This is a genomic window from Mesocryomonas fontinalis, assembly GCF_055730125.2.
On the sequence record NZ_JBUZWG020000001.1, the window covers coordinates 792,386 to 818,329 of the forward strand.

Here is a 25,944-nt window from a genome sequence, read left to right on the forward strand (position 1 = left end):
GCGAAGGTCAAGCCATGGGCATGCTCCTCTACGAACTCGTCGGCGCCGATGCCGCTCGGCCTTTCTCGCCGCATTGCTGGAAGGCGCGGATGGCGCTGGCGCACAAGGGCTTGGCCTTCGAGACCGTCCCGGTTCCGTTCACCGAGGTGCCGCTGGTGGAGGACGGGTTCGCGACGATCGTTCCGGTCCTGCGCGACGGCGAGCACCGCGTCGCCGACTCTTTCAAGATCGCCGAATATCTCGACGCGGCCTATCCCGATGCGCCGACGCTGTTCGGTGGCGAGGGCGGTCGGGTTCTGTCGCGCTTCGTCGAAAGCTGGACGCAGCGGACCATCCACCCTTTCGTCTCCACCAGCCGGGCGCTCCTCGACATCCACGACAGCCTCGCCGCGCCCGACCAGGTCTATTTCCGCCAGAGTCGCGAGAAGGTTTTCGGCAAACCGCTGGAGGCGGTGATCGTCGGCGACGCGGCGCGGCTGGATGGATTTCTCGACAAGCTGAAGCCACTGCGCGGTCTTCTCGATGGGCAGAAGTTCCTCGGCGGCGCGACGCCGCTGTTTGCCGACTACATCGTCTTCGGTGCCTTCCAGTGGCTGCGCATCGTCTCGCCCTGGCAGGTGTTGCCGGCGGGCGATGCGGTGACCGACTGGTTCGAGCGCTGCCTCGACCTCCACGGCGGCGAGGGCCGCAAGGTCTCGGCCGCAGCCTGAGCCGAGAGGCAGCGCGGACGCCTTGCCGCCTGCAGGCGGCCCGGCTATAGAGCGCCATCCCTTTCCCTGGAAATCTGAGGACCACCCATGGCCGTCGAACGCACCTTCTCCATGATCAAGCCCGATGCGACCCGTCGCAACCTGACCGGCGCGATCACCAAGATCTTCGAAGAGTCGGGTCTTCGCATCGTCGCCTCGAAGCGCGTCTGGATGAGCAAGCGCGAGGCCGAAGGCTTCTACGCCGTGCACAAGGAGCGTCCGTTCTTCGGCGAGCTCGTCGAGTCCATGTGCGCCGGCCCGACGGTCGTCCAGGTGCTGGAAGGCGAGAACGCCATCGCCCGCAACCGCGAGATCATGGGCGCGACCAACCCAAAGGACGCCGCCGAAGGCACGATCCGCAAGGCGCATGCCCTGTCGATCGGCGAAAACTCGGTGCACGGCTCCGACGCCCCCGAGACCGCCAAGGAAGAGATCGCCTACTGGTTCTCGCAGACCGAAGTCGTCGGCTGAGTCTTTCGGTCGAGCTGATGTGAGAAGAGGGCGGTTGCTGCGGCGGCCGCCCTTTTTTCGTTTTTAGCCGCAGCGCAGTTCGTTGCAGCGGAGCAGGTCATCGGCAAGAACGTGCTCGGTCAGGGAGGCGACAACCCCTGAGATCGTCATCCTCGGCCGCAGGCCGGGGACCCATGCCGCCGCTTCGGGCCGGGAAGCGGCGTGAGCCATCGACCGTGACGTTATTTTCAAGGGAGAGGCATGGGTCCCCGCGCTGCGCGCGAGGATGACGAACGTTTTGGCGTTCGAGCCTTCCGAAGATCCGAAGATGCCGAGATCCGAAGATCCGAATATGCCGAGATCCAAAGATCCAAAGACCGCCAGTCTGCCGGGGACCAGAAGGTTACAGACCCCAGCGCGCCGCGGCCGCGTCGTCGCTGGCCTTCGCCTCGACCCATCCACCGATGCTGCCGTCGGCGAGATGTTCGCGCTTCCAGAACGGCGCGCGGGTCTTGAGGTAGTCCATTAGGAAACTTGCGGCATCGAACGCCGCCTCGCGATGCGCCGAAGCGCAGGCGACGAGGACGATCTCTTCGCCGGGCGCGACCATGCCGTGGCGGTGGATGGCGCGGCAGGCGAGAAGCGGCCAGCGACGACAGGCCTCCTCGGCGACTGCCGTCAGCTCGCGCGACGCCATGCCGGGATAATGCTCGAGTTCGAGGCTCGCGAGCCGGCCGCCTTCGTCACGGCAGTAGCCGATGAAGGTGACGAGGCCGCCCATCGCCCCGAGGGCTGCGGCCTCTATCGAGGCGGTTTCGGCGCCGAGGTCGATGCGGCCCGACCTTATGTCGACGACAGGCCAGCAGCCCAAGGCTCAGCCTCCGGTCATCGGCGGGAAGAAGGCGATCTCGGTGGCGCCGGCGATCGGCTCGGAATGGTCGACATGTTCCTGGTTGATCGCCACGCGGATCACCTCCGGCGCCTGCAGCGCTTCCTCGTAGCCCTCGCCGCGGCCCTTCAACCAGTGCAGCAGGTCATCGACGGTAACGATGCCGGCGGGCAGAACAACGTCTTCCTCGGGGAGGCCAATCCGCTCGCGGACCCAGGCGAAATAGACGAGTTTCATCGACGTGCTCCCCAGTGTGTTGGCGTTGTCGCTCAGGTCTGAAACGCCTCAGTCCGGGATATGGCGCACGCCGGCGCGGAAATAGTCGTAGCCGGTGTAGAGCGTCAACACCGCCGAGATCCACAGCAGCACCAGTCCAGTCTCGGTGATGTAGGGCATGATCTTGTCGCCGGCGGGGCCCGACAGCAGGAAGGCGACCGCCACCATCTGCACCGTGGTCTTCCACTTGGCGAGCTGCGTGACGGGCACGCTGACCTTGAGGCCCGCCAGATATTCGCGGAGACCCGAGACCAGGATCTCGCGGCAGAGGATGACGATCGCCGCCCAGAGCGTCCAGCCGACGATGGTGCCGTCGGCCGAGAGCAACAGCAGGCAAGCGGCGACAAGCAGCTTGTCGGCGATCGGGTCCAGCATGCGGCCGATGGTCGAGGTCTGCTGCCAGGCGCGGGCGAGGTAACCGTCGAAGAAGTCGGTGATGCTGGCGACGACGAAGATGCCGAAGGCCCACCAGCGCGCATTGTCGTTGGCGACGAAGCTGCCGCCCCAGAAGAAGCAGATGACGACGAGCGGCACCGCGACGATGCGGGCATAGGTCAACATGTTGGGGAGGCTGAGCGCCCGAGATGCCATGGTGAGTCCGGTCCGATAGTTTGGGGCTGCGCCTCTTGAACAGCGACGGGGGAGCCGCGTCAACCGCCGAGTTCACGCGAAACCGGCACGGACGGCTTTCTATCCCCTGTCGTGGAAATGATCGTAGACGAGCTTGGCCATCGCCTCGGAGATCCCCTCGACCTTTCTGAGATCGCCGAGCGCCGCCCGCCCGACTTCCTTGGCGGTGCCGAAATGGTGCAGCAGCGCTCTTTTCCGGGAAGGTCCGATGCCGGCGATCTCGTCGAGCGGGTTCTTCACCAGCTCCTTTTTGCGCTTGGCGCGGTGGGTGCCGATGGCGAAGCGGTGCGCCTCGTCGCGCAGCCGCTGGACGAAGTAGAGCACGGGATCGCGCGGCGGTAGCGAGAACGGCTCGCGACCCGCGGTGATGAAGCGCTCGCGCCCGGCGTCGCGGTCGACACCCTTGGCGATGCCGATCGTGGTGACCTTGTCGGCGATGCCGAGCTCCTCGAGGATCGCCTTCACCGCGGAGATCTGCCCCTTGCCGCCGTCGATCAGCACCAGGTCCGGCCAGGCTGGCATCTCCGCCTCTTCCGCGTCCTCGTCCGTCTCGGCCGGGGCGGCGGCAGGCTGCGGCCCTTCGGCGTGCTCCTTCTTCAGGCGGGAGAAGCGCCGTGTCATCACTTCGCGCATCATGCCGAAGTCGTCGCCCGGGGTGATGTCGGTGCCCTTGATGTTGAACTTACGGTACTGGCTCTTGGCAAAGCCCAGCGGCCCGGCGACGACCATGGCCCCGACCGCGGCCGTGCCCATGATGTGCGAGTTGTCGTAGACCTCGATCCGCCGCGGCACCTGCGCAAGGCCGAAAGTCTCGGCAAGGCCTTTCAGCAGCCGGCCCTGCGAGGACGTCTCGGCCAAACGACGCCCCAGCGCCTCGCGCGCATTGGCGGTGGCATGGTCGACGAGGTCCTTCTTCTCGCCGCGCGCGGGCACGCCGATCACCACCCGCCGCTGCGCCCGCACCCCAAGCGCCTCGGCCAGGAGGACGCGGTCCTCGACCTCGATCGGCAGGAGGATCATGCGCGGGGCCGGTTTGTCGTCGTAGAACTGCGCGAGGAAGGCGCCGAGCACTTCCTGCGGCTCGAGCGAGGAGTCCGCCTTCGGGAAATAGGCGCGGTTGCCCCAGTTCTGCCCGGTGCGGAAGAAGAATACCTGGATGCAGGTCAGCCCGCCCTCCTGGTGGATGGCGAAGACGTCGGCTTCCTCGGTGTTCTGCGGGTTGATGCCCTGGTGCGCCTGGATCTGGCTGAGCGAGGTCAGCCGGTCGCGGTAGATCGCGGCGCGCTCGAACTCCATGTCCTCGGCAGCTTCCTGCATCGCGACGGCCATGTTCTGCTTCACCTGGGTCGACTTGCCCGACAGAAACGCCTTCGCCTCCTCGACGAGGTTCGCATAGTCGGGGATGGCGATCTCCCCGGTGCAGGGGCCGGAGCAGCGCTTGATCTGGTAGAGCAGGCACGGCCGGGTGCGGCTTTCGTAGACCGAGTCCGTGCAGGTGCGCAGCAGGAAGGCGCGCTGCAGGGAGTTGATGGTGCGGCCGACCGCGCCGGCCGAGGCGAACGGGCCGAAATAGCTGCCCTGTCGCGAGCGCGCGCCGCGGTGCTTCATGATCGCCGGGGCTTCGTGGCCGCCGCTGACGACGATGTAGGGGAACGACTTGTCGTCCCGCATCAGCACGTTGTAGCGCGGCCGCATGCGCTTGATGAGGTTGGCCTCGAGCAGCAGCGCCTCGGTCTCGGTGCGCGTCGTCACGAACTCCATGTGCCGCGTCTCGCGGATCATCCGGGCGATGCGGTTGGTGTGGAGGCCGGTGCGGGTGTAGCTCGTCACGCGCTTCTTCAGCGACTTCGCCTTGCCGACGTAGAGCACGTCCTCGCTCGCGCCGAACATGCGGTAGACGCCCGGACCATTCGGCAGGCGCTTGACGAAGGCCGCGATCAGCTCTGCGCCGACGAGGCCCTGCGCCTCCGGCGTGCCGGCATCGTCCCACTCGATCGCGGCGAGAAGGGCAGCCGTCGGCGAGGGCAGCGAGTCGGGCGCGGCGTCGCCCTCAGCCTCGCTGTCGAGGTCGAAGTCGTCGTCGAGATCGGTGTCGAGGGGGGAGGCGTCGGCGTCGGTCATGTCTGCTTCGTTGGGAGCGCCGCGGGCGCCCGGACTCGGTGGGAATATCCTGCGCCCCGTGCGCTTCGAGGCGCTGGCCGCTGCGGGATTCGTCGTCCCCTTATATGCGAACGCTGCGGCGAGAATGCAGCGTCAAAACCGCCGGTCCCCAAAAGGTCGATGTGGCCGTTCCGCCATAGTGGCGAAAGAAAGGCGGGAGCACAGCCGCCATGGTTCGATTATGGCGGATATGCGGCAGCAGGCCACTAGTCCGGCGGCGCGACGCGTGGCTAACCTTCTTCCCAAGCGGCGCTTGCGCGATCTCGTCGGCAGCGCCATTTTATTTGTGACGTCACCCAGGAAGGAGTGTCGATCATGCCATCGTTTCGACGCTCCCTCGCTCTGGCGGCGCTCTTGCTCATCTCGGCGCCGGTTCTCCCGTCGCCAGGCGTTTCGGCCGATCTCGCAGTGACCGAACTCGCTGTGGCCGATCCCGCCGTGCCGCCGGCCTCCGCGCCGTCCTTCATCTGGTCCGGGCCCTATGCCGGCGGCTTTGTCGGCTACAACTTCGCCCATCTCGACCATGCCGGCGGCGCCGACTTCGACGGCGAAGGCTTCGTCGGCGGCATCTATACCGGCTACAATCTGCAGACCAACCAGTTCGTCTACGGCATCGAGGCCGATCTCGGCGCCTCCGGACTGGATGCCGGCGGCTATGATGCGGTGACCGGCGCGCCGCTCTCGGCCGATGCCAACGCCTTCGGGTCGCTGCGCGCGCGCGTCGGCGTCGCCTACGACCCGTTCCTGTTCTTCGCCACCGGCGGCGTCGCGGTTGAGGGTGCCGAGCTCTCGTCCGGTGGCGCCGAGGACAGCAACACGCATCTCGGCTACACCGTCGGCGCCGGCGTCGAGGCGAAGGTCGGCGGCAACGTTACCTCGCGCGTCGAGTACCGCTACTCCGATTTCGGCAGCAAGACCTATGATCTCGGCCCGGTCTCGACCTCGACCGGCTTCGACGAGCATTCGATCCGCGCGGGCGTGGCGCTGAAGTTTTAGCGGTAGCCGTGCGCGACTGATGCTGGGGCACGTCCCGCGGCGGGACCTCATCCCGATTTCAGAAACGGACGCCATGGCACTGCGGATGCCGCATGCGGGCACAACAAATGACATCGTCAGCATGCGCCCCGGCGTATCGGCATGGGTCCCCGCGCTGCGCGCGAGGATGACGACCGGTTGGGTAGGCGCCGGCTTGTTGCTGGCGGGCTGGCAAGGCGGGCAGGCTGACGAGCGGGCTGGAAGGCTGGCGAGTGGGCTAGAAGGTTGGCGAGCGAGCTGGAAGGCTGGCGGGAGATTAACATTCTGACGGAAAGCGCTGAGCGGTTCGGCGGCGAAGCGGAGGCGGGAATCCCACTACACCGGTCGTCATCCTCGCCCGCAGGGCGGGGACCCACGCCGCACCGTTGTCGCTGCTGCATGGGCAGAGGACGAGGGCTCACCTTCAGCATCGGCACTCAACCCGGCTAGGGGCTGAGTACTCCCGGCGGGGATGAGCCGAGACACAGCGCAGCTGACGGAGTCGCCCACGCTGGTTTCACGTCGATCCCGCCCTCAACCCTGCGGCTTCAGCGCCTCGTACTCCGGGAAAATCACCGGAAACGCCTCGATCCAGGCGACGAGTTGCGGGTGCTTGTCTTCCCACTGGCCCTTGAAGCGCAGGTCGAGGTAGCCGAGGAGGCTCGCCAGGGCGAAATGGGCGAGGTTTGGTTCATTGCCGAGCGAGGCGATGTTGGATTCCAGCACGGCCAGGCCGCGCCAGAGCTTGCCGAGCTGGCGGTCGACCCAGGGCTGATGCCGCATCTCCTCCGGCCGCATGCGCGCCTCGTAGACGGTGAGCAGCGCGCTGTCGGCGACACCGTCGGCGGTCGCCGCGATCCGCTTGACCAGCAGCCATTGCGGGCCGTCCTGCGGCACCAGGCGATGGTCGCTGAGCCGGTCGAAATAGTCGCAGATGACACTGCTGTCGTAGAGCGGGGCGCCGTCCTCGGCGACGAGGGCCGGGATCTTGCCGAGCGGGTTGACCGCCAGGAGATCGGCGGGCTCGGCGCCCGTATCGGTCGGGACCAGCGTCAGCGCGATGCCGCAATGGGCAGCAGCCATCCGCACCTTGGCGGCGAAGGGCGAGGCAGGTGCATAGAACAGCCGCATGCGGGCTCCCGTCAGTCTGGACGCAGCGCTTTCGAACAACTGCGTGCGTGTCGAAGCCCGCGCGCGGCGGGCGCTTTCGTCAGAAACGGCGGAGCGACTGGCAGTTGGCGCCGTAGATCAGCCACTTGTCGAGGCCGAGCACGCAGCCTTCGGCCTTCCAGCCGATCGAAGCGTAACCGAGCGGATGGGAGACGGTGTAGTAGACCGTCCGCCGCTGGCCGTCGGAAATCATCGCTTCGCCCTGGCAGTAGCGGCGCTCGATCGGCCGGTCCTCGCTCAGCGGGAAGTAGGCCTTCTCGGCCATGTCGCTGAATTCCTCGATGACATAGCCGGTCTGCAGCATCTCGACGGCGCCGTGCTCGAACTGGTCCTCGACCTCGGCCAGCACTTTCGGGTTGTCGCAGGTCGGGACCAGGGCGTCGCTGTAGATCTGCTGCGTCGGGGCGGGGCCGTAATAGTCGGCGCTCCAGGCAGGCAAGGTAGCGGTGGTCGCAAGGGCTGCGCCCATCAACAGGCTGAGAAGACGGTCACGCATGGCTGTGGTCCTTCGCGGAGTCGGCGCCGCTGGCTCGGTATCCCACCGGTTTAGGATTGCTCTGAAGATATCGCAACCATCTCGAAGCTGCCACGGCCTTCTTTGCCGAGCACCTGTTTCAGAATTGCCATGACGCGGGCCGCCTCCTCGGAGAAGGTATAGGGCGGATTGATCACCACGAGGCCGGATCCGACGAGGGTTTCGGTCGGCGTGAACGGCTCGCGAAAGAAGTCGGCGGCGACGATGTCGGGAATGCCGCTGGCCTTGAGGCCCGCATGCAGCCGGGCGCGCTCGGCTTTCCGCTTGATCGGGTACCAGATGGCGTAGATGCCGCCCGGCCAGCGCTTGTAGGCAGTGGTGACCCCGGCGACGATGTCGTCGATCTCGCTGGTCTTCTCGAAGGGCGGGTCGATCAGCACCAGTCCGCGCTTCTCCTTCGGCGGCAGGTGAGCCCCGAGCGCCAGCCAGGCATCGAGGGCGATCACCTTGGTCTGGACATCGCCGGCGAACACCTCCTTCAGCGCCTCGGCCTCGAACGGGTGCAGCTCATAGGCCGAGAGCCGGTCCTGGCGCCGCATCAGGCGGCGGGCGATCAGCGGCGAGCCGGGATAGGAGCCGGCGCCGTCCGCCCGCACGATGTCGAGATAGGCCTGGAGCTCGGGCGCCTCGGCCGCGGGCGAGGCGAGCAGCCGCGCGATACCCTCCCGATGCTCGCCGGTGCGCTGCGCCTCCTCGCTCGACAGGTCGTAGCGGCCGCGGCCGGCATGGGTGTCGATGACCCGGAATTTCTTGTCCTTGCGCTTCAGGTATTCGACGATCGAAACCAGCAGCGCATGCTTCACGACATCGGCAAAATTTCCGGCGTGGAAGGCGTGGCGGTAATTCATGCGGGTTCTCCTGAAGCCGGCGGCAACGCAGCGTTCACACCCCTTGAACGCGCTGCAGCGAGGGCCACGTTGCAGCGCGGCGTATGCGCATTACATGCGACATACACAGTGTTACCCCCCGAAAGGAATTGCCCGTCATGGCAAAATCTAAGCTCTTCGATGCCTTCGACCTCGGCCCGAACCATCTGGCCAACCGTCTGGTGATGGCGCCGCTGACGCGCAGCCGCTCCGACGAGGAGGGCAACCTGCTCGACCGTCACGTCGAGTACTACCGCCAGCGCGCCGGCGCCGGCCTGATCATTTCCGAGGCTACCAACATCTCGCCCGAGGGTCGTGGCTATGCCTATACGCCGGGCATCTTCAACGATGCGCAGGTCGCCGGCTGGAAAAAGGTGACCGATGCCGTGCACGCTGCCGGCGGCAAGATCTTCCTGCAGCTCTGGCACGTCGGCCGCATCTCGCACCCCGACCTTCAGCCCGGCCATGCCGCGCCGGTGGCCCCTTCGGCCGTCAAGCCGGACGGCAAGGCCTTCACCGTCGAGGGCTTCAAGGACCACGAGACGCCGCGGGCGCTCGAGGAGAGCGAGCTGCCGCGGGTGATCGAGGACTACGTCAAGGCGACGAAGAACTCCAAGGCTGCCGGCTTCGACGGCGTCGAGCTGCATTCGGCCAATGGCTACCTGCTCGACCAGTTCCTGCGCGACGGCACCAACCTCCGGACCGACCAGTACGGCGGCTCGATCGAGAACCGCATGCGTTTCCCGCTCGAGGTTCTGGATGCGGTGATCGGCGCCTGGGATGCCGAGCATGTGGGCGTCCGCATCTCGCCGGTGACGGTGATGGGCGGCTCGTTCGAGAGCAACCAGCAGGCCGTGTTCAACGCCTATGTCGAAGAGATCGACAAGCGCCATCCGGTCTATCTCCACGTCATCGAGGGCCAGACCGGCGGCGACCGCGACAAGGACAAGTTCGACTACGACGCCCTGCGCCAGCGCTTCCACGGCACCTACATGGGCAACAACAACTACGATGCCGAGCTCGGCGTCGAGCGTGTCGACGAGGGCAAGGTGGATCTCGTCTGCTACGGCAAGCTGTTCATCTCCAATCCGGATCTGCCGGTCCGCATGCAGCTCGGCGCGCCGCTGCTGCCCTGGGACCAGGCGACCTTCTACGGCGGCGACGAGAAGGGCTACACCGACTATCCCGCGCTAACCCCCGAGGAGATCAGCCGCTACGCCGCAGCGGGCTGATCGGCCGACGGCTACATCGAGAAGGGCCGGAGCGAAAGCTTCGGCCCTTTTTGCTGGGGCAACGGTCGCCAATTCGCATGACGGCGCGCCGGAACCGCGCCTATACTGCCGGCATGAACGACCTGACCCCCCTTCGCACCGGCCACAGCGCCTGCCCGCATGACTGTCCGTCGACCTGCGCGCTCGACGTCGAGCTGATCGGCAACAGCATCGGCCGCGTCCGTGGCGCCACCGGCAATAGCTACACGGCCGGCGTCATCTGCGCGAAGGTCGCGCGGTATGGCGAGCGGATCAACCATCCCGACCGCCTGCTGAAGCCGCTGCAGCGCACCGGGGCGAAGGGCGAGGGCGGCTGGCGCGAGATCTCCTGGGACGCTGCGCTCGACCAGGTGGCGGAAGCCTTCGTCAAGGCCGAGGCCCGGCATGGCGCCGAGAGCGTCTGGCCGTACTACTACGCCGGCACCATGGGCCAGGTGCAGCGCGACGGCATCCACCGACTGCGCCACGCCAAGCGCTACTCCAACCAGTTCGATTCGATCTGCACCAACATGGCCTGGAGCGGCTGGCATGCCGGCACGGGCAAGCTCGCCGGCGTCGACCCGCGCGAGATGGCCGAGGCCGACTGCGTGGTGATCTGGGGCACCAATGCGGTGGCGACGCAGGTCAACGTGATGACCCACGCCATCCGCGCCCGCAAGGAGCGCAAGGCGGCGATCGTCGTCATCGACATCTACGACAATGCGACCATGAAGCAGGCCGACATGGCGCTGAAGCTGCGGCCGGGCAGCGACGGCGCGCTGGCCGCGGCGCTGATGCACATCGGCTTTCGCGACGGCACCGCCGACCGCGCCTATATGGCCGAATACACCGACGATCCGGCCGGGCTAGAGGCGCATCTCGCCACTCGGACGCCGGAATGGGCAGCAGGGATCACCGGGCTTTCCGTCGCCGAGATCGAGGCCTTCGGCGCGCTGATCGGCCGGACGCCGCGCACCTTCTTCAGGCTCGGCTACGGTTTCACCCGCCAGCGCAACGGCGCACCGGCCATGCACGCGGCGCTGTCGGTGCCGGCGGTGTTCGGCCACTGGCAGCACCGCGGCGGCGGCGCGTTCCACACCAACTCGGATATCTTCCAGTTCGACAAAAGCCTCATCATGGGCTCGGCGATGAAGGATCCGTCCGTCCGCTCGCTCGACCAGTCGCGCATCGGCAAGATCCTCGTCGGCGATCCCGGCGCGTTGCAAGGCGGTCCGCCGGTGACGGCGATGATCGTCCAGAACACCAACCCCGCCAACGTCGCGCCGGAGCAGCGGCTGGTGATCGAGGGCTTCCGGCGCGAGGACCTGTTCGTCTGCGTGCACGAGCAGTTCATGACCGACACGGCAAAGCTGGCCGACCTCGTGATCCCCGCGACGATGTTCCTCGAGCACGACGACATCTACCGCGCCGGCGGGCAGAGCCACATCCTGCTCGGCCCGAAGCTGGTCGAGCCGCCGGTGACGGTGCGCAGCAACCACTTCGTCGTCGAGGAGCTCGGCAAGCGCCTCGGCGTCGGCGATCGTCTGGGGTTCGGCCTGACCGAGCGCGAGCTGATCGAGGACCTGCTGCAGCGCAGCGGGCGCGGGACGCTCGAGGATCTCGAGGCCGGCCGCTGGCTCGACGCGCAGCCGGCCTTCGAGGAAGCGCACTACCTCAACGGCTTCGGTTGGCCGGACCGTAAGTTCCATTTCCGGCCGGATTGGGCGAACGCTTCCTCGCCGAACCGGCCGCCGGCGTCGATGGGCCCGCAAGGTCCGGTCGCCCGCCTGCCGGAATGGCCCGACCATGCCGGCCTCGAAGAGGCGAGCGACGACGCCCATCCGTTCAAGCTCGCGACCTCGCCGGCACGCCAGTTCCTGAATTCCAGCTTTGCCGAGACCGCCGGCTCGCGCTCGCGCGAAAGGCGGCCGGAACTCCTGATGCACCCGGACGATGCCGCCACCCTCGGCGTCGAAACCGATGCGCTGGTCACCATCGGCAACCGCCGGGGCGAGATCCGCTTGCCGGTCGCGGTCTCCGATACCGTGAGGCCCGGCGTGCTGGTGCACGAGGGGCTGTGGGCAAACTCGGACTTCGAGGGCGGCGAGGGCATCAACACGCTGGTCGGCTCCGACCCGGTCGCGCCCTCCGGCGGGGCAGCCTTCCACGACACGCAGGTCTGGGTTCGGGTCTAGCCGGCCTTTTGGTGGATGTGCTGGGAACGGGCAATTTCCGGCGCGACGATGCGGGGGCAAGATCCAAAGGTTAATCAGATGTTTATGGGAAGTTTCCCGACCGGTTCGGTAAGCATTTGAATCAATCTCTCAGCCTGATGATTCTTTGTTTGAGCCGATGGGCCGGAGCCGTTGCGTGGAATCGGCGGAATGCAAATCAACGAGTACGGTCGAACTCGTCTTGGCTCCCGCAGCTCACAGGGACGACTGGAAGCTGACGCGGTTGCGGCCGTTCGACTTGGCGTCGTAGAGCGCGAGGTCGGCACGGTGGATGACATCCTCGATCTCGCGATCGTCCGGCGCCATCGCGGTCGCGCCGATGCTGACCGTCACCTTCAGCGACTGGCCCTCCCAGACAATCACCGCCTCCTCGATCTGCCGGCGGATCCGCTCCGCCCAAGTGCCGATGACGGCCTCGTCGACATCGCGCAGCGAGACGACGAACTCCTCGCCGCCGAAGCGCGCGATGCGGTCGCTGGCGCGCAGCGAGCCGGCGAGCAGCTGGGCGATCTCGACGATGACCGTATCGCCGGCGGCATGGCCGTAGAGGTCGTTGATCCGCTTGAAATGATCGATGTCGATCATCAGCACGCCGAGTTGGCTCCGTTCGCGTCCGCCGAAAACGCCGGCCTTCGTCGAGAACTCCCGAAAGCCGCGGCGGTTGAGGAGGCTGGTCATCGGATCGGTATTGGCCAGCGTTCGCAGCTCGGCGATCGCCTCTTCCGACCGATCGGCCTCCAGCTTGGCGGCGCTGAGATGCGCCTCGGCGAAATCGATCCGGCGCACCAGCGAGCGCAAGGAGTTGGTCAGGCGGACGATGTCCAGCGACCCTGACTGCCGGTGGATCAGGCCGATGTTCGGATCGCGGCCGATCCTGTCGGCATTGTCGGCCAGAAGCGACAGCGGGCGGGTCACCCGTCCGGCGATCGTGGCGGCGGCCAGCGAGCTGGCAAGGGCCGCGATGATGCCGATGACGAAGATGATGAGGATCGTGCCGTTGGCATGCGTCAGCGCCGCGGTGACCGGGCGCCGTGCGACGACGCGCCAGCCAAGCCCGTCATAGGAGCGAAGGCCGCGTGTGCCGACGATGGCGACGAGATCGTCTCCCTCCGGCGAGGGCTCGACCGAGCCGATCGTCGCGCCTTCGGCGGTGTCGGCGATCTGCTGCGGCGTCAGGGCCGGTTTGACGAGGTGTGGGCCGAGGAGAATGGTGCCGTCCGCCGAGGTAAGCCACAGCTCGGTCTTGAGAGCCGGATCGATGTCAGACAGGAGCGTGTCGCGCATGTCGCGCGCCCATGTCCAGCTGAGATGCGCGCCGAGGACACCGCCGACCCCGCCGCTGGCGTTTCGCACGGGCGCGGCGACGTCGACAAACCGGAAGGGCTCGCCGTCCGTTGCCGCCGGAAGGAGCTTCTCCAGCAGCTTGGCCTGATGGACATCCTGGGTGATGGGACCGGAGAGGCCGGCCTTGAACCAAGGCCGCTCGGCCACCGAGACGCCCTCCAGCATCCGCTGGGTGGCGGCCCGGACGGTCCCGTCGGCGGTGGCATAGCCGATCCAGGCGTAGTTCGGCAGCGTCGCCTGCGTCTCGTCGAGGAAGCGGCCGATCGCGCCGGCATCGTCGGTCCAGGCTGCGGTGAGGGGGGCGAGGTTGGCGAGGTTGGTGATCTCGCGATAGCGCTCGAACATCTGCCGGTCGAGTTGCCGCGCCATGGTCTGCGAGAGCTGGCGGAGATCGGCATTGGCTGTATCCACCGCATGCCGGCGCACCACGTTGGCGGTCGCCAGCGTCATGATCGCGACGGTCGCCAGCGCCAGCAATACAGTCAGCGCTGCCGATTGCTCGCGAATGCTGAGGCGGTCTCGCAGGCGTCCGAGCGCAATGCGCCATTGCATGTTCAGGGTTCCGATCGTTCCAGACAAGGCTGACGATACGTAAAGGGCACCCTTGTCGGCTAAGAAGTTAATACAGCCTTATCATCCACCATCACAACTCTGCCATCGAGGACCATCGCGAGCGCTTGCGGATACAGCGCGTGCTCGGCGACCAGCACCCGTGCGGCGAGCGTCTCCGGCGTGTCTGATGGCTCCACCGGCACGGCGGTCTGGGCGATGATCGGGCCGCCATCCATGACGAAGGTGACGAAGTGGACGGTGCAGCCATGCAGCTTGACGCCTGCCTCGATCGCCCGGCGGTGGGTCTCGAGTCCGGGAAACAGCGGCAGCAAAGAGGGGTGGATATTGATCATCCGGCCGGCGAAGCGGTCGACGAACCCGGCCGAAAGCAGCCGCATGTAGCCGGCGAGGCAGATCACGTCCGGACGTGCCGCCTCGATCGCCGCTATCATTGCGGCCTCGTGCGAAGCCTTGTCGGGATGCCCCTTGCGCGGCACTGCCTCGGCATGGATGCCCGCGGCGCGCGCCGTCTCGAGACCGCCGGCGTCACCGCGGTCGGAGAAGACGGCGACGATCTCGCCCGGGTAGTCGGCCGCCTTCGTCGCCGCGAGAAGGGCGACCATGTTGGAGCCACGCCCGGACAGGAGCACGACGACGCGCTTGCGGGGATGACTCATGTCGGCGTCACAGCGCGCGCCTGGATCACAGCGCGAGGTCGCCGTTGAAGGTGACGGCGGCGTCATCGCGGGAGAGGATGCGGCCGAGCGGCACCACCTCTTCGCCCTCGCTCTGCAGGATCGCCGACACCGTCGCCGCTTCCGCCTCCGAGACGACGACGATCATGCCGATGCCGCAGTTGAAGGTCCGCAGCATCTCATGCGCTTCGACGCCGCCGGCCTTGGCGAGCCAGCGGAACACCGGCGGCGTGTCGATGGCGAAGAGGTCGATGTCGGCGGCCAGGTGCTCCGGCAAGACGCGCGGGATGTTCTCGACGAAGCCGCCGCCGGTGATGTGGGCGAGCGCCTTGATGCCGCCGGACTGGCGGATCGCGGCGAGCAGCGGCTTCACGTAGATCCGGGTCGGGGCAATCAGCGCCTCGGCAAGGCTCGCCTTCTCGGTATCGAACGGAGCGGGGGCATTGTAGGCGGCGCCCGACAGCTCGACGATCCGCCGCACCAGCGAATAGCCGTTGGAATGGACGCCCGACGAGGCGAGGCCGAGGATCATGTCGCCGACGGCCAGTTCGGCGCTCGGCAGCAGCTGGCCGCGCTCGGCAGCGCCGACGGCGAAGCCCGCGAGGTCGTAGTCCTTCTCGGCGTAGAGGCCGGGCATTTCGGCGGTCTCGCCGCCGATCAGCGCGCAGCCGGCCTGGCGGCAGCCCTCGGCGATGCCCTTGACGATGGCCTCGCCTTGCGCCGGGTCGAGCTTGCCGGTGGCGAAGTAGTCGAGGAAGAACAGCGGCTCGGCGCCTTGCACCACGAGATCGTTGACGCACATCGCGACGAGGTCGATGCCGATGGTGTCGTGGATGCCGGTGTCGATGGCGATCTTCAGCTTGGTGCCGACGCCGTCGTTCGCCGCCACCAGCACCGGGTCGGTGAAGCCCGCGGCCTTGAGGTCGAACAGGCCGCCGAAGCCGCCGATCTCGCCGTCGGCACCGGGCCGGCGGGTTGAGCGCACGTGCGGCTTGATCCGCTGCACCAGCTCATTGCCCGCATCGATGTCGACGCCGGCATCGCGGTAGGTCAGGTTGTTGGTCTTTTCGCTCATCGCCGTCATTCCCCTGGAAGCCCGCGAACTGACACGGATCGCCCCAAGCGGGCAAGAGGGAGCCCCGCCATTTGGCGGATGTCCGGGTGCCGTCGGGTTGTGCCGGGCCGTCACCGGGCGCGGCGCGCGGAACCCTTGACCGCAAGGTGTTTGGCTGACTATCTCCCTTGCTGCCGCAGCGTGCGACAGGCCTGTAACTGAAGAATAGCAGCGGAGTCGCCTGAGATGACAACGGATCGGGGACGGCTGCTGCGACGTCAGCTAATGTTCTGGGGCCTGGCCTTTCTTTTCGCCATCGCCTTGCTGGTGGTGTTTTCCAGCATCCTCCTGCCGTTCGTCTTCGGCATGTCCATTGCCTATTTCCTCGATCCGGTCGCCGACTGGCTGGAGCGGCGCGGCCTGTCGCGGATGATGGCGAGCGTCGTCATTCTCGTGCTCTTCGTCGTCGTCTTCACCGCGGTGATCCTGATTGTGGTGCCGGTCGTCGGCGGGCAGATCGGATCCTTCCTGCAGCGCCTGCCGGAATATCTCGACAAGCTGCAGTCGCTCGCCGCGCAGGCCCGGAGCGGACCGCTCGCCTGGATGTTCGCCGGCGACGAGCAGTCGATGCGTGACGATTTCGCCAAGCTGGTAGCCCAGGGCTCGGCGTTCCTGACGACGCTCGCCGGCTCGCTGTGGACGTCGAGCCTCGCGGTGGTGAACTTCATCTCGATCTTCGTGGTGACGCCGGTGGTCGCCTTCTACCTGCTGCTCGACTGGGACCGGATGATCGGGAAGATCGATGCTTGGACCCCGCGCCAGCACGTCGACACCGTCAGGCGCCTCGCCCGCGAGATCGACCGCGCGGTGGCGGGCTTCATCCGAGGGCAAGGGAGCCTCTGCCTCATCCTCGGCAGCTACTACGCCATCGGCCTGTCGCTGATTGGGCTGAATTTCGGGCTGCTGATCGGCCTGTTCGCCGGCATGATCTCGTTCATCCCCTATGTCGGCTCCACCCTCGGTCTAGTGCTCGCGGTCGGCGTGGCGCTGGTCCAGTTCTGGCCGGACTATGGCTGGATCGCCGCGACGGTCGCGGTGTTCATGACCGGCCAGTTCATCGAGGGCAACATCCTGCAGCCGAAGCTCGTCGGCGCCTCGGTCGGGCTGCACCCGGTCTGGCTGATGTTCGCGCTGTTCGCCTTCGGCGCGCTTTTCGGCTTCGTCGGCTTGCTGATCGCGGTTCCCGCAGCGGCGGCCATCGGCGTCCTCGTCCGCTTCGCGATCACCAAGTACCTGCAGAGCGAGCTCTATTACGGCCGCACCATCGGCCAGCCCGGCACCCGGATCGAGACGGTCGAGGGAAAGCCGATGCAGGAGATGCTGGAATCGGGTTTCCGTCCGGTGCCGAAGGAATAGCGGGCAAATCGTGGGATCTCCGCTTGGCGGTGGGGGCGCCGACGGTTAGCCTTGGGATGCTGCCCCTGAATGAGCGCACGGGATGCGCTTTTTTGTGACAAAGGGCCGTGTTAGCCAAGCCTTCGCAGCGAGCCCGCCGCGTGTCCCGAGGATCGACCCCAGCGTGAACCCCGCCCAGCTCCCCTTCGATCTGCCGCACCGCGCCTCGCTGGCCCGGGACGATCTCATCGTCACCGACGCCAACCGGCTGGCGGTCGCCGCGATCGACAGCTGGCCGAACTGGCATCACCCGGTGCTGCTGGTCGTCGGCCCGCCCGGCTCGGGCAAGTCGCATCTTGCCGCCGCCTGGCAGGAGATGACCGGCGCTGTCCCGTTGCCGACGGAACTGTCGCACCGCTTCGCCGTGGTGATCGACGATATCGACAGCGGCGCGCTGCCGGAGATCGAGATCTTCAAGGCGGTCAATGCCGCCCGCCTCGGCGGCGGCACGGTGCTGGCGACAGCTCGAACGCTGGCGCCGGCGATGGACCTGCAGCTTGCAGATCTCCGCTCGCGCCTGCGGGCCGCCACCACCGTGATGACCGGCACGCCCGACGAGGCGCTCCTGTCGGGCGTCCTGACCAAGCTGTTCTCCGACCGGCAGATCGCCGTCGATCCGCGGCTGGTGCAATTCCTGGTGCTGCGGATGGAGCGTTCGCTGGAGGCGGCAAGCCGGCTGGTGGCCGCGATCGACCGCGAGGCGCTGGCGTCGCGCGAGAAGATCTCGCGGGCCTTGGTGCAGCGTGTGCTCGACCGCGCGGAGTTCGCCGCAGGCCGGCCCTCCCTCGCCGAGACGCCGTTGGACCGGGCGGGCGAGGGGGGGCACGATGCCGTTGCGCTGCCCCGCGACATTCCGCGAATGGAGGACTGAGTCTTGGACGATCTTGTGACGCCCCCTGTCCCGCGGCCCCGCATCCGTCGCCCGAGGGCCGCGACGCCCGCCGTGAAACCGGCAGCGGTGAAGCCAGCGCTCGCCGGCAAGCCGCGGGCCTCCGCGCGCGCCAAGGCCAAGGTGGTCGCCACCGCCAAGCGCATTGCCGCCGTGCCGAAGGCGCCGAAGGCCGAGAAGCCGGCCGCGCCGGCCCGGGCTGCCTCCGCCGAGATCCGCCAGGAGGACGACGCGGCCGAGACCCCGAGCCCGATCGAGGTGCTGGCCGCCGTGACCGTGCCGGAGCCGGAGAAGGCGGCAGCTGAGCGGCCGCGCGCCAAGCCGAACTCGGTCGCGCGGATCGCCGAGCGGCTGGAAGCCAATTCCGCCGATGCGCTGCCGCTGATCGAGACCATCGTCTCGGCGCAGGACGAGGCGCTGCCGGCCGACCGCTTCATCAACCGCGAGATCTCTTGGTTGCAGTTCAACCGGCGGGTGCTCGACGAGTCGCAGAATACCGCCCATCCGCTGCTGGAGCGCGTGCGCTTCCTGTCGATCTCGGCCGGCAATCTCGACGAGTTCTTCATGGTTCGCGTCGCCGCGATTGCCGCGCAGGTGCGCGAGAAGATCACGCTGCGCAGCGATGACGGCCTGACCCCGCAGGAGCAGCTCGACCATATCCTGCTGGAGGTCGGCCGGCTGCAGGAGGAGCAGCAGGCGTCGCTGGCCGATCTCGTCAAGGAACTGCGCGCCGAGAAGATCATGATCGTCGGCGCCGGAGATCTGAAGAAGGACGACCGCGCCTGGCTGGAGCAGCACTTCGCCGACTCCATCTTCCCGGTGCTGACGCCGCTGTCGATCGACCCGGCGCACCCGTTCCCCTTCATCCCGAATCTCGGCTTCTCGATCGCGTTGGCGCTGGTGCGCGAGCGCGACTCGCAGCGGATGAACGCGCTCCTGCGCCTGCCGGTGGCGCTGCCGCGCTTCGTCGAACTGCCGCCGTCCGAGCTCGGCCTGCGCTTCGTGCCGCTGGAAAGCGTCGTCGCGCTGTTCATCGGCCGGCTGTTCCCCGGCTACCGCGTGCGCGGCGCCGGCACCTTCCGGCTGATCCGCGATAGCGACATCGAGGTCGAGGAGGAGGCGGAGGACCTGGTGCGGCTGTTCGAGTCCGCCCTGAAGCGTCGCCGCCGCGGCCAGGTGATCCGTATCGAGTTCGACAGCATCATGCCGGAGGACCTGCGGGCCTTCGTCGCCAACCAGCTGGAGGTGCCGGACAACCGCGTCTCGGTGATGGACGGCATGCTGGCGCTGGATTCTGTGTCGCAGATCGTCCGCTGCCCGCGCGAGGACCTGAAGTTCACGCCGTATATCCCGCGCTTTCCCGAGCGCATCCGCGAGCACAATGGCGACTGCTTCGCGGCCATTCGCGAGAAGGACATCATCGTCCACCACCCCTACGAGTCGTTCGACGTGGTGGCGCAGTTCCTCCGCCAGGCGGCGCTCGACCCGAACGTCATCGCCATCAAGCAGACGCTATACCGCACCTCGAACGACAGCCCGATCGTCCGGGCGCTGATCGATGCGGCCGAATCCGGCAAGTCGGTGACGGCGCTGGTCGAGCTGAAGGCGCGTTTCGACGAGGAGGCGAACATCAAATGGGCGCGCGATCTCGAACGCGCCGGCGTGCAGGTCGTCTTCGGCTTCATCGAGAAGAAAACGCACGCGAAGCTCTCGCTCGTCGTACGCCGTGAGGAGGGCAAGCTTGTCAACTTCGTCCACATCGGCACCGGCAACTACCACCCGATCACGGCGAAGATCTACACCGACCTCTCCTACTTCACGACGGACGCCGACATCGCGCACGACGTCCTCCTCGTGTTCAACTACATCACCGGCTATGCCGAGCCGCAGGACCTGCACAAGCTCGCGGTCTCGCCGCTGAACATGCGCAAGCGCATCCTCGACGGCATCGCCGCCGAGGTCGCGCATGTGAAGGCGGGGCGGACCGGCCAGATCTGGATGAAGATGAACTCGCTGGTCGATGCCAAGATCATCGACGCGCTCTACCGGGCGAGCCAGGCCGGCGTCGAGATCGACCTCATCGTGCGCGGCATATGCTGCCTGCGGCCCCGCGTGCCCGGCCTTTCCGACAACATCCGCGTCAAGTCGATCGTCGGCCGCTTCCTCGAGCACAGCCGCATCTTCTGCTTCGGCAACGGCTACGGCTTGCCGTCAGAACAGGCGCTCGTCTATATGGGCTCGGCCGACATGATGCCGCGCAACCTTGACCGCCGGGTCGAGACCATGGTGCCGATCACCAATCCAACGGTGCACAGCCAGATCCTGTCGCAGATCATGCTGGGCAACATCCTCGACAACCAGCAGAGCTGGTCGGTCCTGTCCGATGGAACCTCCCGCCGCATCGCCGTCGCCGATGGCGAGCAGCCCTTCAACACCCAGCGTTACTTCATGACCAATCCGAGCCTTTCCGGGCGCGGCAAGGCCTTGAAGTCGGACGCCCCGAGATTGATTGCCAGACAGCGTGCGGAACATTCCCGATTTGACTGATACCCCCGTCCAGGGCCGGCTTGCAGGGCGTGAGCCCGTGGGCGTGGTCGACATCGGCTCGAACTCCGTGCGGCTCGTGATCTACGAGGGCAACACCCGTTCGCTGACGGTGCTGTTCAATGAAAAGGTCTTGTCGGGGCTCGGCAAGGGCCTGGCGCAGAGCAAGCGGCTGGACGAGAAGTCGGTCGCAAGCGCCCTCTCGGCGCTGTCGCGCTTCCGCGCGCTGGCGGCACAGGCGGGCGTTACCGCGCTCTATCCGATCGCCACCGCCGCCGCGCGCGAGGCGACCAACGGGCCGGACTTCATCGCCGCGGCGGAAGCGGCGATCGGCTGCCCGATCCGCATCCTCTCGGGTGCCGACGAGGCGCATTTCGCCGCCGAGGGCGTCATCGCCGGGTTCCACGCGCCGGATGGCATTGCCGGTGATCTCGGCGGCGGCAGCCTCGAGCTTGTCGACGTCGCCAATGGCGCGATCGGCAAGGGCCTGACGCTGCCGCTCGGTGGCCTTCGCCTGCAGGACCTCTCGGGCAACGACATCGCCAAGGCCCGCCGCATCGCCGACAAGGAGGTCGGCAACTCGGCGCTGGCCGGGGCCGGCGAGGGCCGCCCGTTCTTCGCCGTCGGCGGGACCTGGCGCAACCTTGCGAAACTCCACATGGAGCAGGCCCGCTACCCGCTGCACGTCATGCACGGTTACGAGATCCCGAGCGCCGACTGGACCGGCTTCCTCGAGGCCGTCGCCAAGGGCGATCCGGAGGCGCTGCCGGGCATCGCCGCCGTCTCGCGCAGCCGTCGCGCGCTGCTGGCCTTCGGCGCGGTGACCCTGCAGAGCGTCATCAAGTACGTGAAGCCGTCGAGCATCATCCTGTCGGCGCTGGGCGTGCGCGAGGGTTTCCTGCACTCGCTGCTGCCGGATGCCGAGCGCTCCAAGGATCCGCTGATCGAGGCGGCGCTGGAGCTGGCGATACTGCGCTCGCGCTCGCCGCGCCATTCCGTGGAACTGGTCGACTGGAGCCGTCGCAGCTTCGAGACGCTCGGCATCGACGAGACTCCGCAGGAAGAGCGCCTGCGCGAGGCGGCGTGCCTTCTTGCCGACATCGGCTGGCGGGCGCATCCCGACTATCGCGGCAAGCAGAGCCTGTCGATCATCGCCCACGCGGCGTTCCCGGCGATCGACCACCAGGGCCGCGCCTTCCTCGGCCTTACCAACTACTACCGGCACGAGGGCAATTTCGGCCCGCCGGGCATGCAGGAGATCGAGAACCTCCTGACGCCACGGCTGCTGCAGCGCGCCCGCGTCCTCGCCGCGCTGTTCCGCGTCACCTACCTGCTCACCGCCTCGATGCCCGGCCTTCTGCCGCGGCTGAACTGGACCCAGGATCCGCGCGGCGGCTTCGCGCTGATGCTGCCGGAAGACCTTGCCGGCCTCACCGGCGAGCGTCCCGAGGCGCGCCTCGACCACTTCGCCAAGGTCGTCGAGCGCACGCTGCGGCTCGACGTCCTGCGCTAGTTAGGGGGAGGGCGACGTGCTGAAATTCCTGTCGCTCGCCGTAGGTGTGGGGATCGGCGTCGCGGTTTTCATGACCGCGCAATGGTACTGGTACGTCACGCGCGGCGCGAACCCGCACGACGATACCGGAACGATGTTGAGCGAGCTGATGCCGGGGCCGATGAACGTCTGGGGGTGCGCGCAGCTGCGGCTGCGGTTTCCGCAGACGACGGCGCCGAAGGGGTGCCGGGCGGGCGACGGGGTGAGCTGGCGGGAGTAAGCGCCTGGTGGTTTAGCGGCGGCGGTTGCTAAGCGTGCTGCTCCGCCCGCCCATCGTCATCCTCGCGCATAGCGCGGGGACCCATGCCGTGTGTTGTACCGTGTTTGCTTCGGTACCGGAGTGCCAGCGCCAACGCCTTGGCATGGGTCCCCGCCCTGCGGGCGAGGATGACGACTGGAGGGGGGGCAGCTGCCGCAACGGCGAACCGCACAGCTAAACTCCGTCCAGCGATGCCACCACCCATGCTACGTCGGCGATCGCAATCCTACTTCAGCGCCACCACCGCCACCTTGCGGTCGCGGAAGCAGAGCGCCGCCTTGCCGTCGAGCAGTTCCAGCGCGCGATCGCCGAAGATCTTGCGGCGCCAGCCGGACATGGCGGGGATGTCGGCGTCGGCGCCCTTGGCTGCCAGGTGCTCGAGGTCGTCGCCCGAGGCGATCATCTTGCCGGCGACGCCCTCCTGCTCGACGACGATCTTCAGCAGCACCTTCAGGAACTCGACCGCGGCGGCCGTGCCTTCCGGCAGGTTCGGCATCTTCGGCAGCGGCGGCAGGTCGGCTTTCGGGATCGCCATCGCCCGCTCGATCGCGGCGAGGATCTCCTTGCCGTTCGACGAGCGCTCGAAACCCTTGGGAATGGTGCGCAGGCGGGCGAGCGTCTGCTCGTCGCGCGGCTGCTGCTGGGCGATCTCGAAGATCGTGTCGTCCTTCAGGATGCGGCCGCGCGGCTGGTCGCGGCTGCGCGCCTCGCGCTCGCGCCAGGCGGCGACCTCCTTCAGAACCGCGAGCTCGATCGGCTTGCGGACCCGCAGCTTCAGGCGGCGCCAGGCATCGTCCGGGTGGAGGTCGTAGGTCTCGGGGTTCGACAGCACCGCCATCTCCTCGTCGGCCCAGCGCTCGCGGCCCTCGGCGATGATGCGGGCGACGAGCACCTTGTAGACGTCGCGGAGATAGGTGACGTCGGCGAGCGCATAGTGCAGCTGCTGCTCGGACAGCGGCCGGCGGCGCCAGTCGGTGAAGCGGGAGGTCTTGTCGATCCGACCATCGCTGGTGCGCGCCACCAGCTGGTCGTAGGCGATCGATTCGCCGAAGCCGCACACCATCGCCGCGATCTGGGTGTCGAACAGCGGCTTCGGCAGCAGGCCGCCGAGCTTGTAGACGATTTCGAGATCCTGCCGGGCGGCGTGGAACACCTTGATGACGCGCTCGTCCCGCATCAGCTCGAAGAACGGCGCGAGATCGATGCCGGGCGCCAGCGGGTCGACGATCACGGCCAGCGTGTCGGACGCCATCTGGATCAGGCAGAGCTCCGGCCAGAACGTCGTCTCCCGGATGAACTCGGTGTCGACGGTGACGAAGGGGGCTTCGGCAAGGATGCGGCAGGCCTCAGCAAGGCCCTCGGTCGTGGTAATAGGCTCCATGATCCTTGCATAGCCGAAGTCCGGGCAAAGGCGAACCGATTCCGCGCGGCCATCCCGCTGCATGCCGGCCGCGCGAATCTTGACAGCGCGGGGGTGCCGTGCGCTTTTCCGCCGAAATCAGGATAAGCCCCGATCGGGTCCGCCAGCGGCGGCGCAATGGCGCCCCCGTTCGGCAAAAGCCAGGAAGAACACGCCATGCACCGCTACCGCAGCCACACCTGCGCCGCCCTCCGCGAGGAGAATGTCGGCCAGACGGTCCGGCTTTCCGGCTGGGCTCACCGCGTCCGCGACCATGGCGGCCTGCTGTTCATCGATCTGCGCGACCATTACGGCCTGACCCAGATCGTCGTCGATCCCGATTCGCCGGCCTTCGCCGTTGCCGAAACGATCCGCGCCGAATGGGTTGTGCGGGTGACCGGCACGGTCAAGGCGCGCAGCCCGGAGACCACCAACGCCAAGCTCCCGACGGGCCAGGTCGAGCTGTTCGCCGAGGACATCGAGGTGCTGTCGACCTCGAAGGAACTGCCGCTGCCGGTGTTCGGCGACCAGGATTACCCGGAAGATGTGCGCCTGAAGTACCGCTTCCTCGACCTCCGCCGCGAGACGCTGCACAAGAACATCATGCGCCGCACCCAGATCATCGCGGCGATGCGCCGGCGGATGACGGAGCAGGCCTTCACCGAGTTCTCGACGCCGATCCTCACCGCCTCCTCGCCCGAGGGCGCGCGCGATTTCCTGGTGCCGAGCCGCATCCATCAGGGCAAGTTCTACGCGCTGCCGCAGGCGCCGCAGCAGTACAAGCAGCTGATCATGATGTCGGGCTTCGACCGCTACTTCCAGATCGCGCCTTGCTTCCGCGACGAGGACCCGCGCGCCGACCGTCTGCCGGGCGAGTTCTACCAGCTCGACGTCGAGATGAGCTTCGTCGAGCAGGAGGACATCTTCCAGACCATGGAGCCGGTGATCCGCGGCGTGTTCGAGGATTTCGCCGACGGCAAGCCGGTGACGCAGACCTTCGAGCGCATCCCCTATGCCGAGGCCATCCGCAAGTACGGCTCCGACAAGCCGGACCTACGCAACCCGATCGAGATGTCGGCGGTCACCGAGCATTTCGCCGGCTCCGGCTTCAAGGTCTTCGCCGGCATGATCGCCGCCGATCCCGAGGTCGAGATCTGGGCGATCCCGGCCAAGACCGGCGGCTCCCGTGCCTTCTGCGACCGGATGAACTCCTGGGCGCAAGGCCAGGGCCAGCCGGGCCTCGGCTATATCTTCTGGCGCGAGGAAGAGGGCAAGATCAACGGCGCCGGCCCGCTCGCCAAGAACATCGGCGAGGAGCGCACCGAGGCGCTGCGTACCCAGCTCGGCCTTGCCGCGGGCGACGCCTGCTTCTTCGTCGCCGGCAAGCCGAAGACCTTTGCAAGCTTTGCGGGCGCGGCGCGCACGCAGGTCGGCGAAGAGCTGAACCTTGTCGACCGCGACCAGTACAAGCTCGCCTGGATCATCGACTTCCCATTCTACGAATGGGACGAGGACAACAAGAAGGTCGACTTCGCGCACAACCCGTTCTCGATGCCTCAGGGCGGCATGGAGGCGCTGGAGACGCAGGAGCCGTTGAGCCTGAAAGCCTTCCAGTACGACATCGTATGCAACGGCTTCGAGATCGCGTCGGGCGGCATCCGCAACCAGCAGACCGAGACCATGGTCAAGGCGTTCGAGATCGCCGGCTACAGCCGTGCCGAGGTCGAGGAGCGCTTCGGCGGCCTCTACCGCGCCTTCCAGTACGGTGCCCCGCCGCATGGCGGCATGGCGGCCGGCGTCGACCGCATCGTCATGCTGCTCTGCGGCGTCAAGAACCTCCGGGAAATCACCATGTTCCCGATGAACCAGCAGGCTTACGACCTTCTGATGAACGCGCCGAACGAGGCCTCGCCCACCCAGATGCGCGAGCTCGGCCTGCGCGTGACGGCACCGGCGAAGTAGGCGACGCCCGCTCCGG

22 protein-coding genes are annotated in these 25,944 nt (G+C 67.3%); 11 read left to right on the top strand and 11 right to left on the bottom strand.

What is annotated here, in order from left to right:
• Nucleotides 1-14: 14 nt before the first annotated feature.
• Together ACZL02_RS03615 and ndk are read left to right on the top strand one after the other, a co-directional pair.
• Nucleotides 15-710 carry a glutathione S-transferase family protein gene (locus ACZL02_RS03615; RefSeq protein WP_472938809.1) on the top strand — a complete coding sequence of 232 codons (696 nt, stop codon included), beginning with the start codon at nucleotides 15-17 and terminating at the stop codon, nucleotides 708-710.
• Nucleotides 711-797: 87 nt separating this feature from the next.
• Nucleotides 798-1,220, top strand: a complete 423-nt coding sequence (ndk, locus tag ACZL02_RS03620; RefSeq protein WP_472938810.1) for a nucleoside-diphosphate kinase — start codon at nucleotides 798-800, stop codon at nucleotides 1,218-1,220.
• 382 nt (nucleotides 1,221-1,602) lie between these two features.
• Here ndk and ACZL02_RS03625 read toward each other — a convergent pair whose 3' ends face one another.
• From ACZL02_RS03625 to uvrC, 4 genes are all read right to left on the bottom strand, one after another.
• Nucleotides 1,603-2,070 (bottom strand): molybdenum cofactor biosynthesis protein MoaE, encoded by a 468-nt coding sequence (locus ACZL02_RS03625; protein ID WP_472938811.1) that lies wholly within the window; start codon nucleotides 2,068-2,070, stop codon nucleotides 1,603-1,605.
• A gap of 3 nt (nucleotides 2,071-2,073) precedes the next feature.
• The gene (moaD, locus tag ACZL02_RS03630) at nucleotides 2,074-2,325 is read right to left on the bottom strand and encodes a molybdopterin converting factor subunit 1 (RefSeq protein WP_472938812.1); all 252 of its coding nucleotides are present in this window, start codon (nucleotides 2,323-2,325) and stop codon (nucleotides 2,074-2,076) included.
• A 48-nt stretch (nucleotides 2,326-2,373) separates the two neighbouring features.
• A complete protein-coding gene (gene pgsA, locus ACZL02_RS03635) occupies nucleotides 2,374-2,955 on the bottom strand; it encodes a CDP-diacylglycerol--glycerol-3-phosphate 3-phosphatidyltransferase (protein ID WP_472938813.1) in 582 nt (193 codons plus the stop codon).
• A 99-nt stretch (nucleotides 2,956-3,054) separates the two neighbouring features.
• Nucleotides 3,055-5,115 carry an excinuclease ABC subunit UvrC gene (uvrC, locus tag ACZL02_RS03640; protein ID WP_472938814.1) on the bottom strand — a complete coding sequence of 687 codons (2,061 nt, stop codon included), beginning with the start codon at nucleotides 5,113-5,115 and terminating at the stop codon, nucleotides 3,055-3,057.
• Nucleotides 5,116-5,469: 354 nt separating this feature from the next.
• Between uvrC and ACZL02_RS03645 the strand changes: the two genes are divergently transcribed.
• Nucleotides 5,470-6,150 (top strand): outer membrane protein, encoded by a 681-nt coding sequence (locus tag ACZL02_RS03645; RefSeq protein WP_472938815.1) that lies wholly within the window; start codon nucleotides 5,470-5,472, stop codon nucleotides 6,148-6,150.
• 552 nt (nucleotides 6,151-6,702) lie between these two features.
• Here the strand turns inward: ACZL02_RS03645 and ACZL02_RS03650 are convergent.
• The 3 genes from ACZL02_RS03650 to ACZL02_RS03660 form a co-directional block, all read right to left on the bottom strand.
• Nucleotides 6,703-7,299: a glutathione S-transferase family protein gene (locus ACZL02_RS03650; RefSeq protein ID WP_472938816.1), complete on the bottom strand. Its 597-nt coding sequence runs from the start codon at nucleotides 7,297-7,299 to the stop codon at nucleotides 6,703-6,705.
• Nucleotides 7,300-7,378: 79 nt separating this feature from the next.
• Nucleotides 7,379-7,834: a hypothetical protein gene (locus ACZL02_RS03655; RefSeq protein ID WP_472938817.1), complete on the bottom strand. Its 456-nt coding sequence runs from the start codon at nucleotides 7,832-7,834 to the stop codon at nucleotides 7,379-7,381.
• A gap of 50 nt (nucleotides 7,835-7,884) precedes the next feature.
• Nucleotides 7,885-8,721 carry a 23S rRNA (adenine(2030)-N(6))-methyltransferase RlmJ gene (locus ACZL02_RS03660; RefSeq protein WP_472938818.1) on the bottom strand — a complete coding sequence of 279 codons (837 nt, stop codon included), beginning with the start codon at nucleotides 8,719-8,721 and terminating at the stop codon, nucleotides 7,885-7,887.
• A gap of 137 nt (nucleotides 8,722-8,858) precedes the next feature.
• On the opposite strand from ACZL02_RS03660, the gene ACZL02_RS03665 reads away from it, so the two are divergent.
• The gene (locus ACZL02_RS03665; RefSeq protein WP_472938819.1) at nucleotides 8,859-9,971 is read left to right on the top strand and encodes an alkene reductase; all 1,113 of its coding nucleotides are present in this window, start codon (nucleotides 8,859-8,861) and stop codon (nucleotides 9,969-9,971) included.
• 113 nt (nucleotides 9,972-10,084) lie between these two features.
• Nucleotides 10,085-12,184: a molybdopterin-containing oxidoreductase family protein gene (locus tag ACZL02_RS03670; RefSeq protein WP_472939102.1), complete on the top strand. Its 2,100-nt coding sequence runs from the start codon at nucleotides 10,085-10,087 to the stop codon at nucleotides 12,182-12,184.
• Between the two features lie 234 nt (nucleotides 12,185-12,418).
• Here the strand turns inward: ACZL02_RS03670 and ACZL02_RS03675 are convergent, their stop codons facing one another.
• Genes ACZL02_RS03675 through purM form a run of 3 tightly spaced genes read right to left on the bottom strand, consistent with a single transcriptional unit; the run spans nucleotide 12,419 to nucleotide 15,889 of the window.
• On the bottom strand, nucleotides 12,419-14,119 hold the full coding sequence (locus ACZL02_RS03675; RefSeq protein ID WP_472938820.1) for a sensor domain-containing diguanylate cyclase: 1,701 nt from the start codon (nucleotides 14,117-14,119) through the stop codon (nucleotides 12,419-12,421).
• 59 nt (nucleotides 14,120-14,178) lie between these two features.
• A complete protein-coding gene (gene purN, locus ACZL02_RS03680; RefSeq protein ID WP_472938821.1) occupies nucleotides 14,179-14,796 on the bottom strand; it encodes a phosphoribosylglycinamide formyltransferase in 618 nt (205 codons plus the stop codon).
• Nucleotides 14,797-14,821: 25 nt separating this feature from the next.
• The gene (gene purM / locus ACZL02_RS03685) at nucleotides 14,822-15,889 is read right to left on the bottom strand and encodes a phosphoribosylformylglycinamidine cyclo-ligase (protein ID WP_472938822.1); all 1,068 of its coding nucleotides are present in this window, start codon (nucleotides 15,887-15,889) and stop codon (nucleotides 14,822-14,824) included.
• Between the two features lie 225 nt (nucleotides 15,890-16,114).
• Here purM and ACZL02_RS03690 point away from each other — a divergent pair, with 225 nt between their 5' ends.
• The 5 genes from ACZL02_RS03690 to ACZL02_RS03710 all read left to right on the top strand — a co-directional run bounded on the left by ACZL02_RS03690 (nucleotide 16,115) and on the right by ACZL02_RS03710 (nucleotide 22,528).
• Entirely contained in the window at nucleotides 16,115-17,284 is a 1,170-nt protein-coding gene (locus tag ACZL02_RS03690; RefSeq protein WP_472938823.1) for an AI-2E family transporter, read from the top strand.
• Between the two features lie 163 nt (nucleotides 17,285-17,447).
• The gene (locus ACZL02_RS03695; protein ID WP_472938824.1) at nucleotides 17,448-18,194 is read left to right on the top strand and encodes a P-loop NTPase family protein; all 747 of its coding nucleotides are present in this window, start codon (nucleotides 17,448-17,450) and stop codon (nucleotides 18,192-18,194) included.
• A gap of 393 nt (nucleotides 18,195-18,587) precedes the next feature.
• Complete coding sequence (locus ACZL02_RS03700) at nucleotides 18,588-20,759, top strand: RNA degradosome polyphosphate kinase (protein ID WP_472939103.1); 2,172 nt, start codon at nucleotides 18,588-18,590, stop codon at nucleotides 20,757-20,759.
• Nucleotides 20,752-22,269: a Ppx/GppA family phosphatase gene (locus tag ACZL02_RS03705; protein ID WP_472938825.1), complete on the top strand. Its 1,518-nt coding sequence runs from the start codon at nucleotides 20,752-20,754 to the stop codon at nucleotides 22,267-22,269. The genes ACZL02_RS03700 and ACZL02_RS03705 overlap by 8 nt, the downstream gene beginning before the upstream one ends.
• 16 nt (nucleotides 22,270-22,285) lie before the next feature.
• A complete protein-coding gene (locus ACZL02_RS03710; protein ID WP_472938826.1) occupies nucleotides 22,286-22,528 on the top strand; it encodes a hypothetical protein in 243 nt (80 codons plus the stop codon).
• A 265-nt stretch (nucleotides 22,529-22,793) separates the two neighbouring features.
• Here ACZL02_RS03710 and rnd read toward each other — a convergent pair whose 3' ends face one another.
• The gene (gene rnd, locus ACZL02_RS03715) at nucleotides 22,794-23,948 is read right to left on the bottom strand and encodes a ribonuclease D (RefSeq protein ID WP_472938827.1); all 1,155 of its coding nucleotides are present in this window, start codon (nucleotides 23,946-23,948) and stop codon (nucleotides 22,794-22,796) included.
• Nucleotides 23,949-24,143: 195 nt separating this feature from the next.
• Between rnd and aspS the strand changes: the two genes are divergently transcribed.
• Nucleotides 24,144-25,928 carry an aspartate--tRNA ligase gene (aspS, locus tag ACZL02_RS03720; RefSeq protein WP_472938828.1) on the top strand — a complete coding sequence of 595 codons (1,785 nt, stop codon included), beginning with the start codon at nucleotides 24,144-24,146 and terminating at the stop codon, nucleotides 25,926-25,928.
• Nucleotides 25,929-25,944 lie beyond the last annotated feature (16 nt).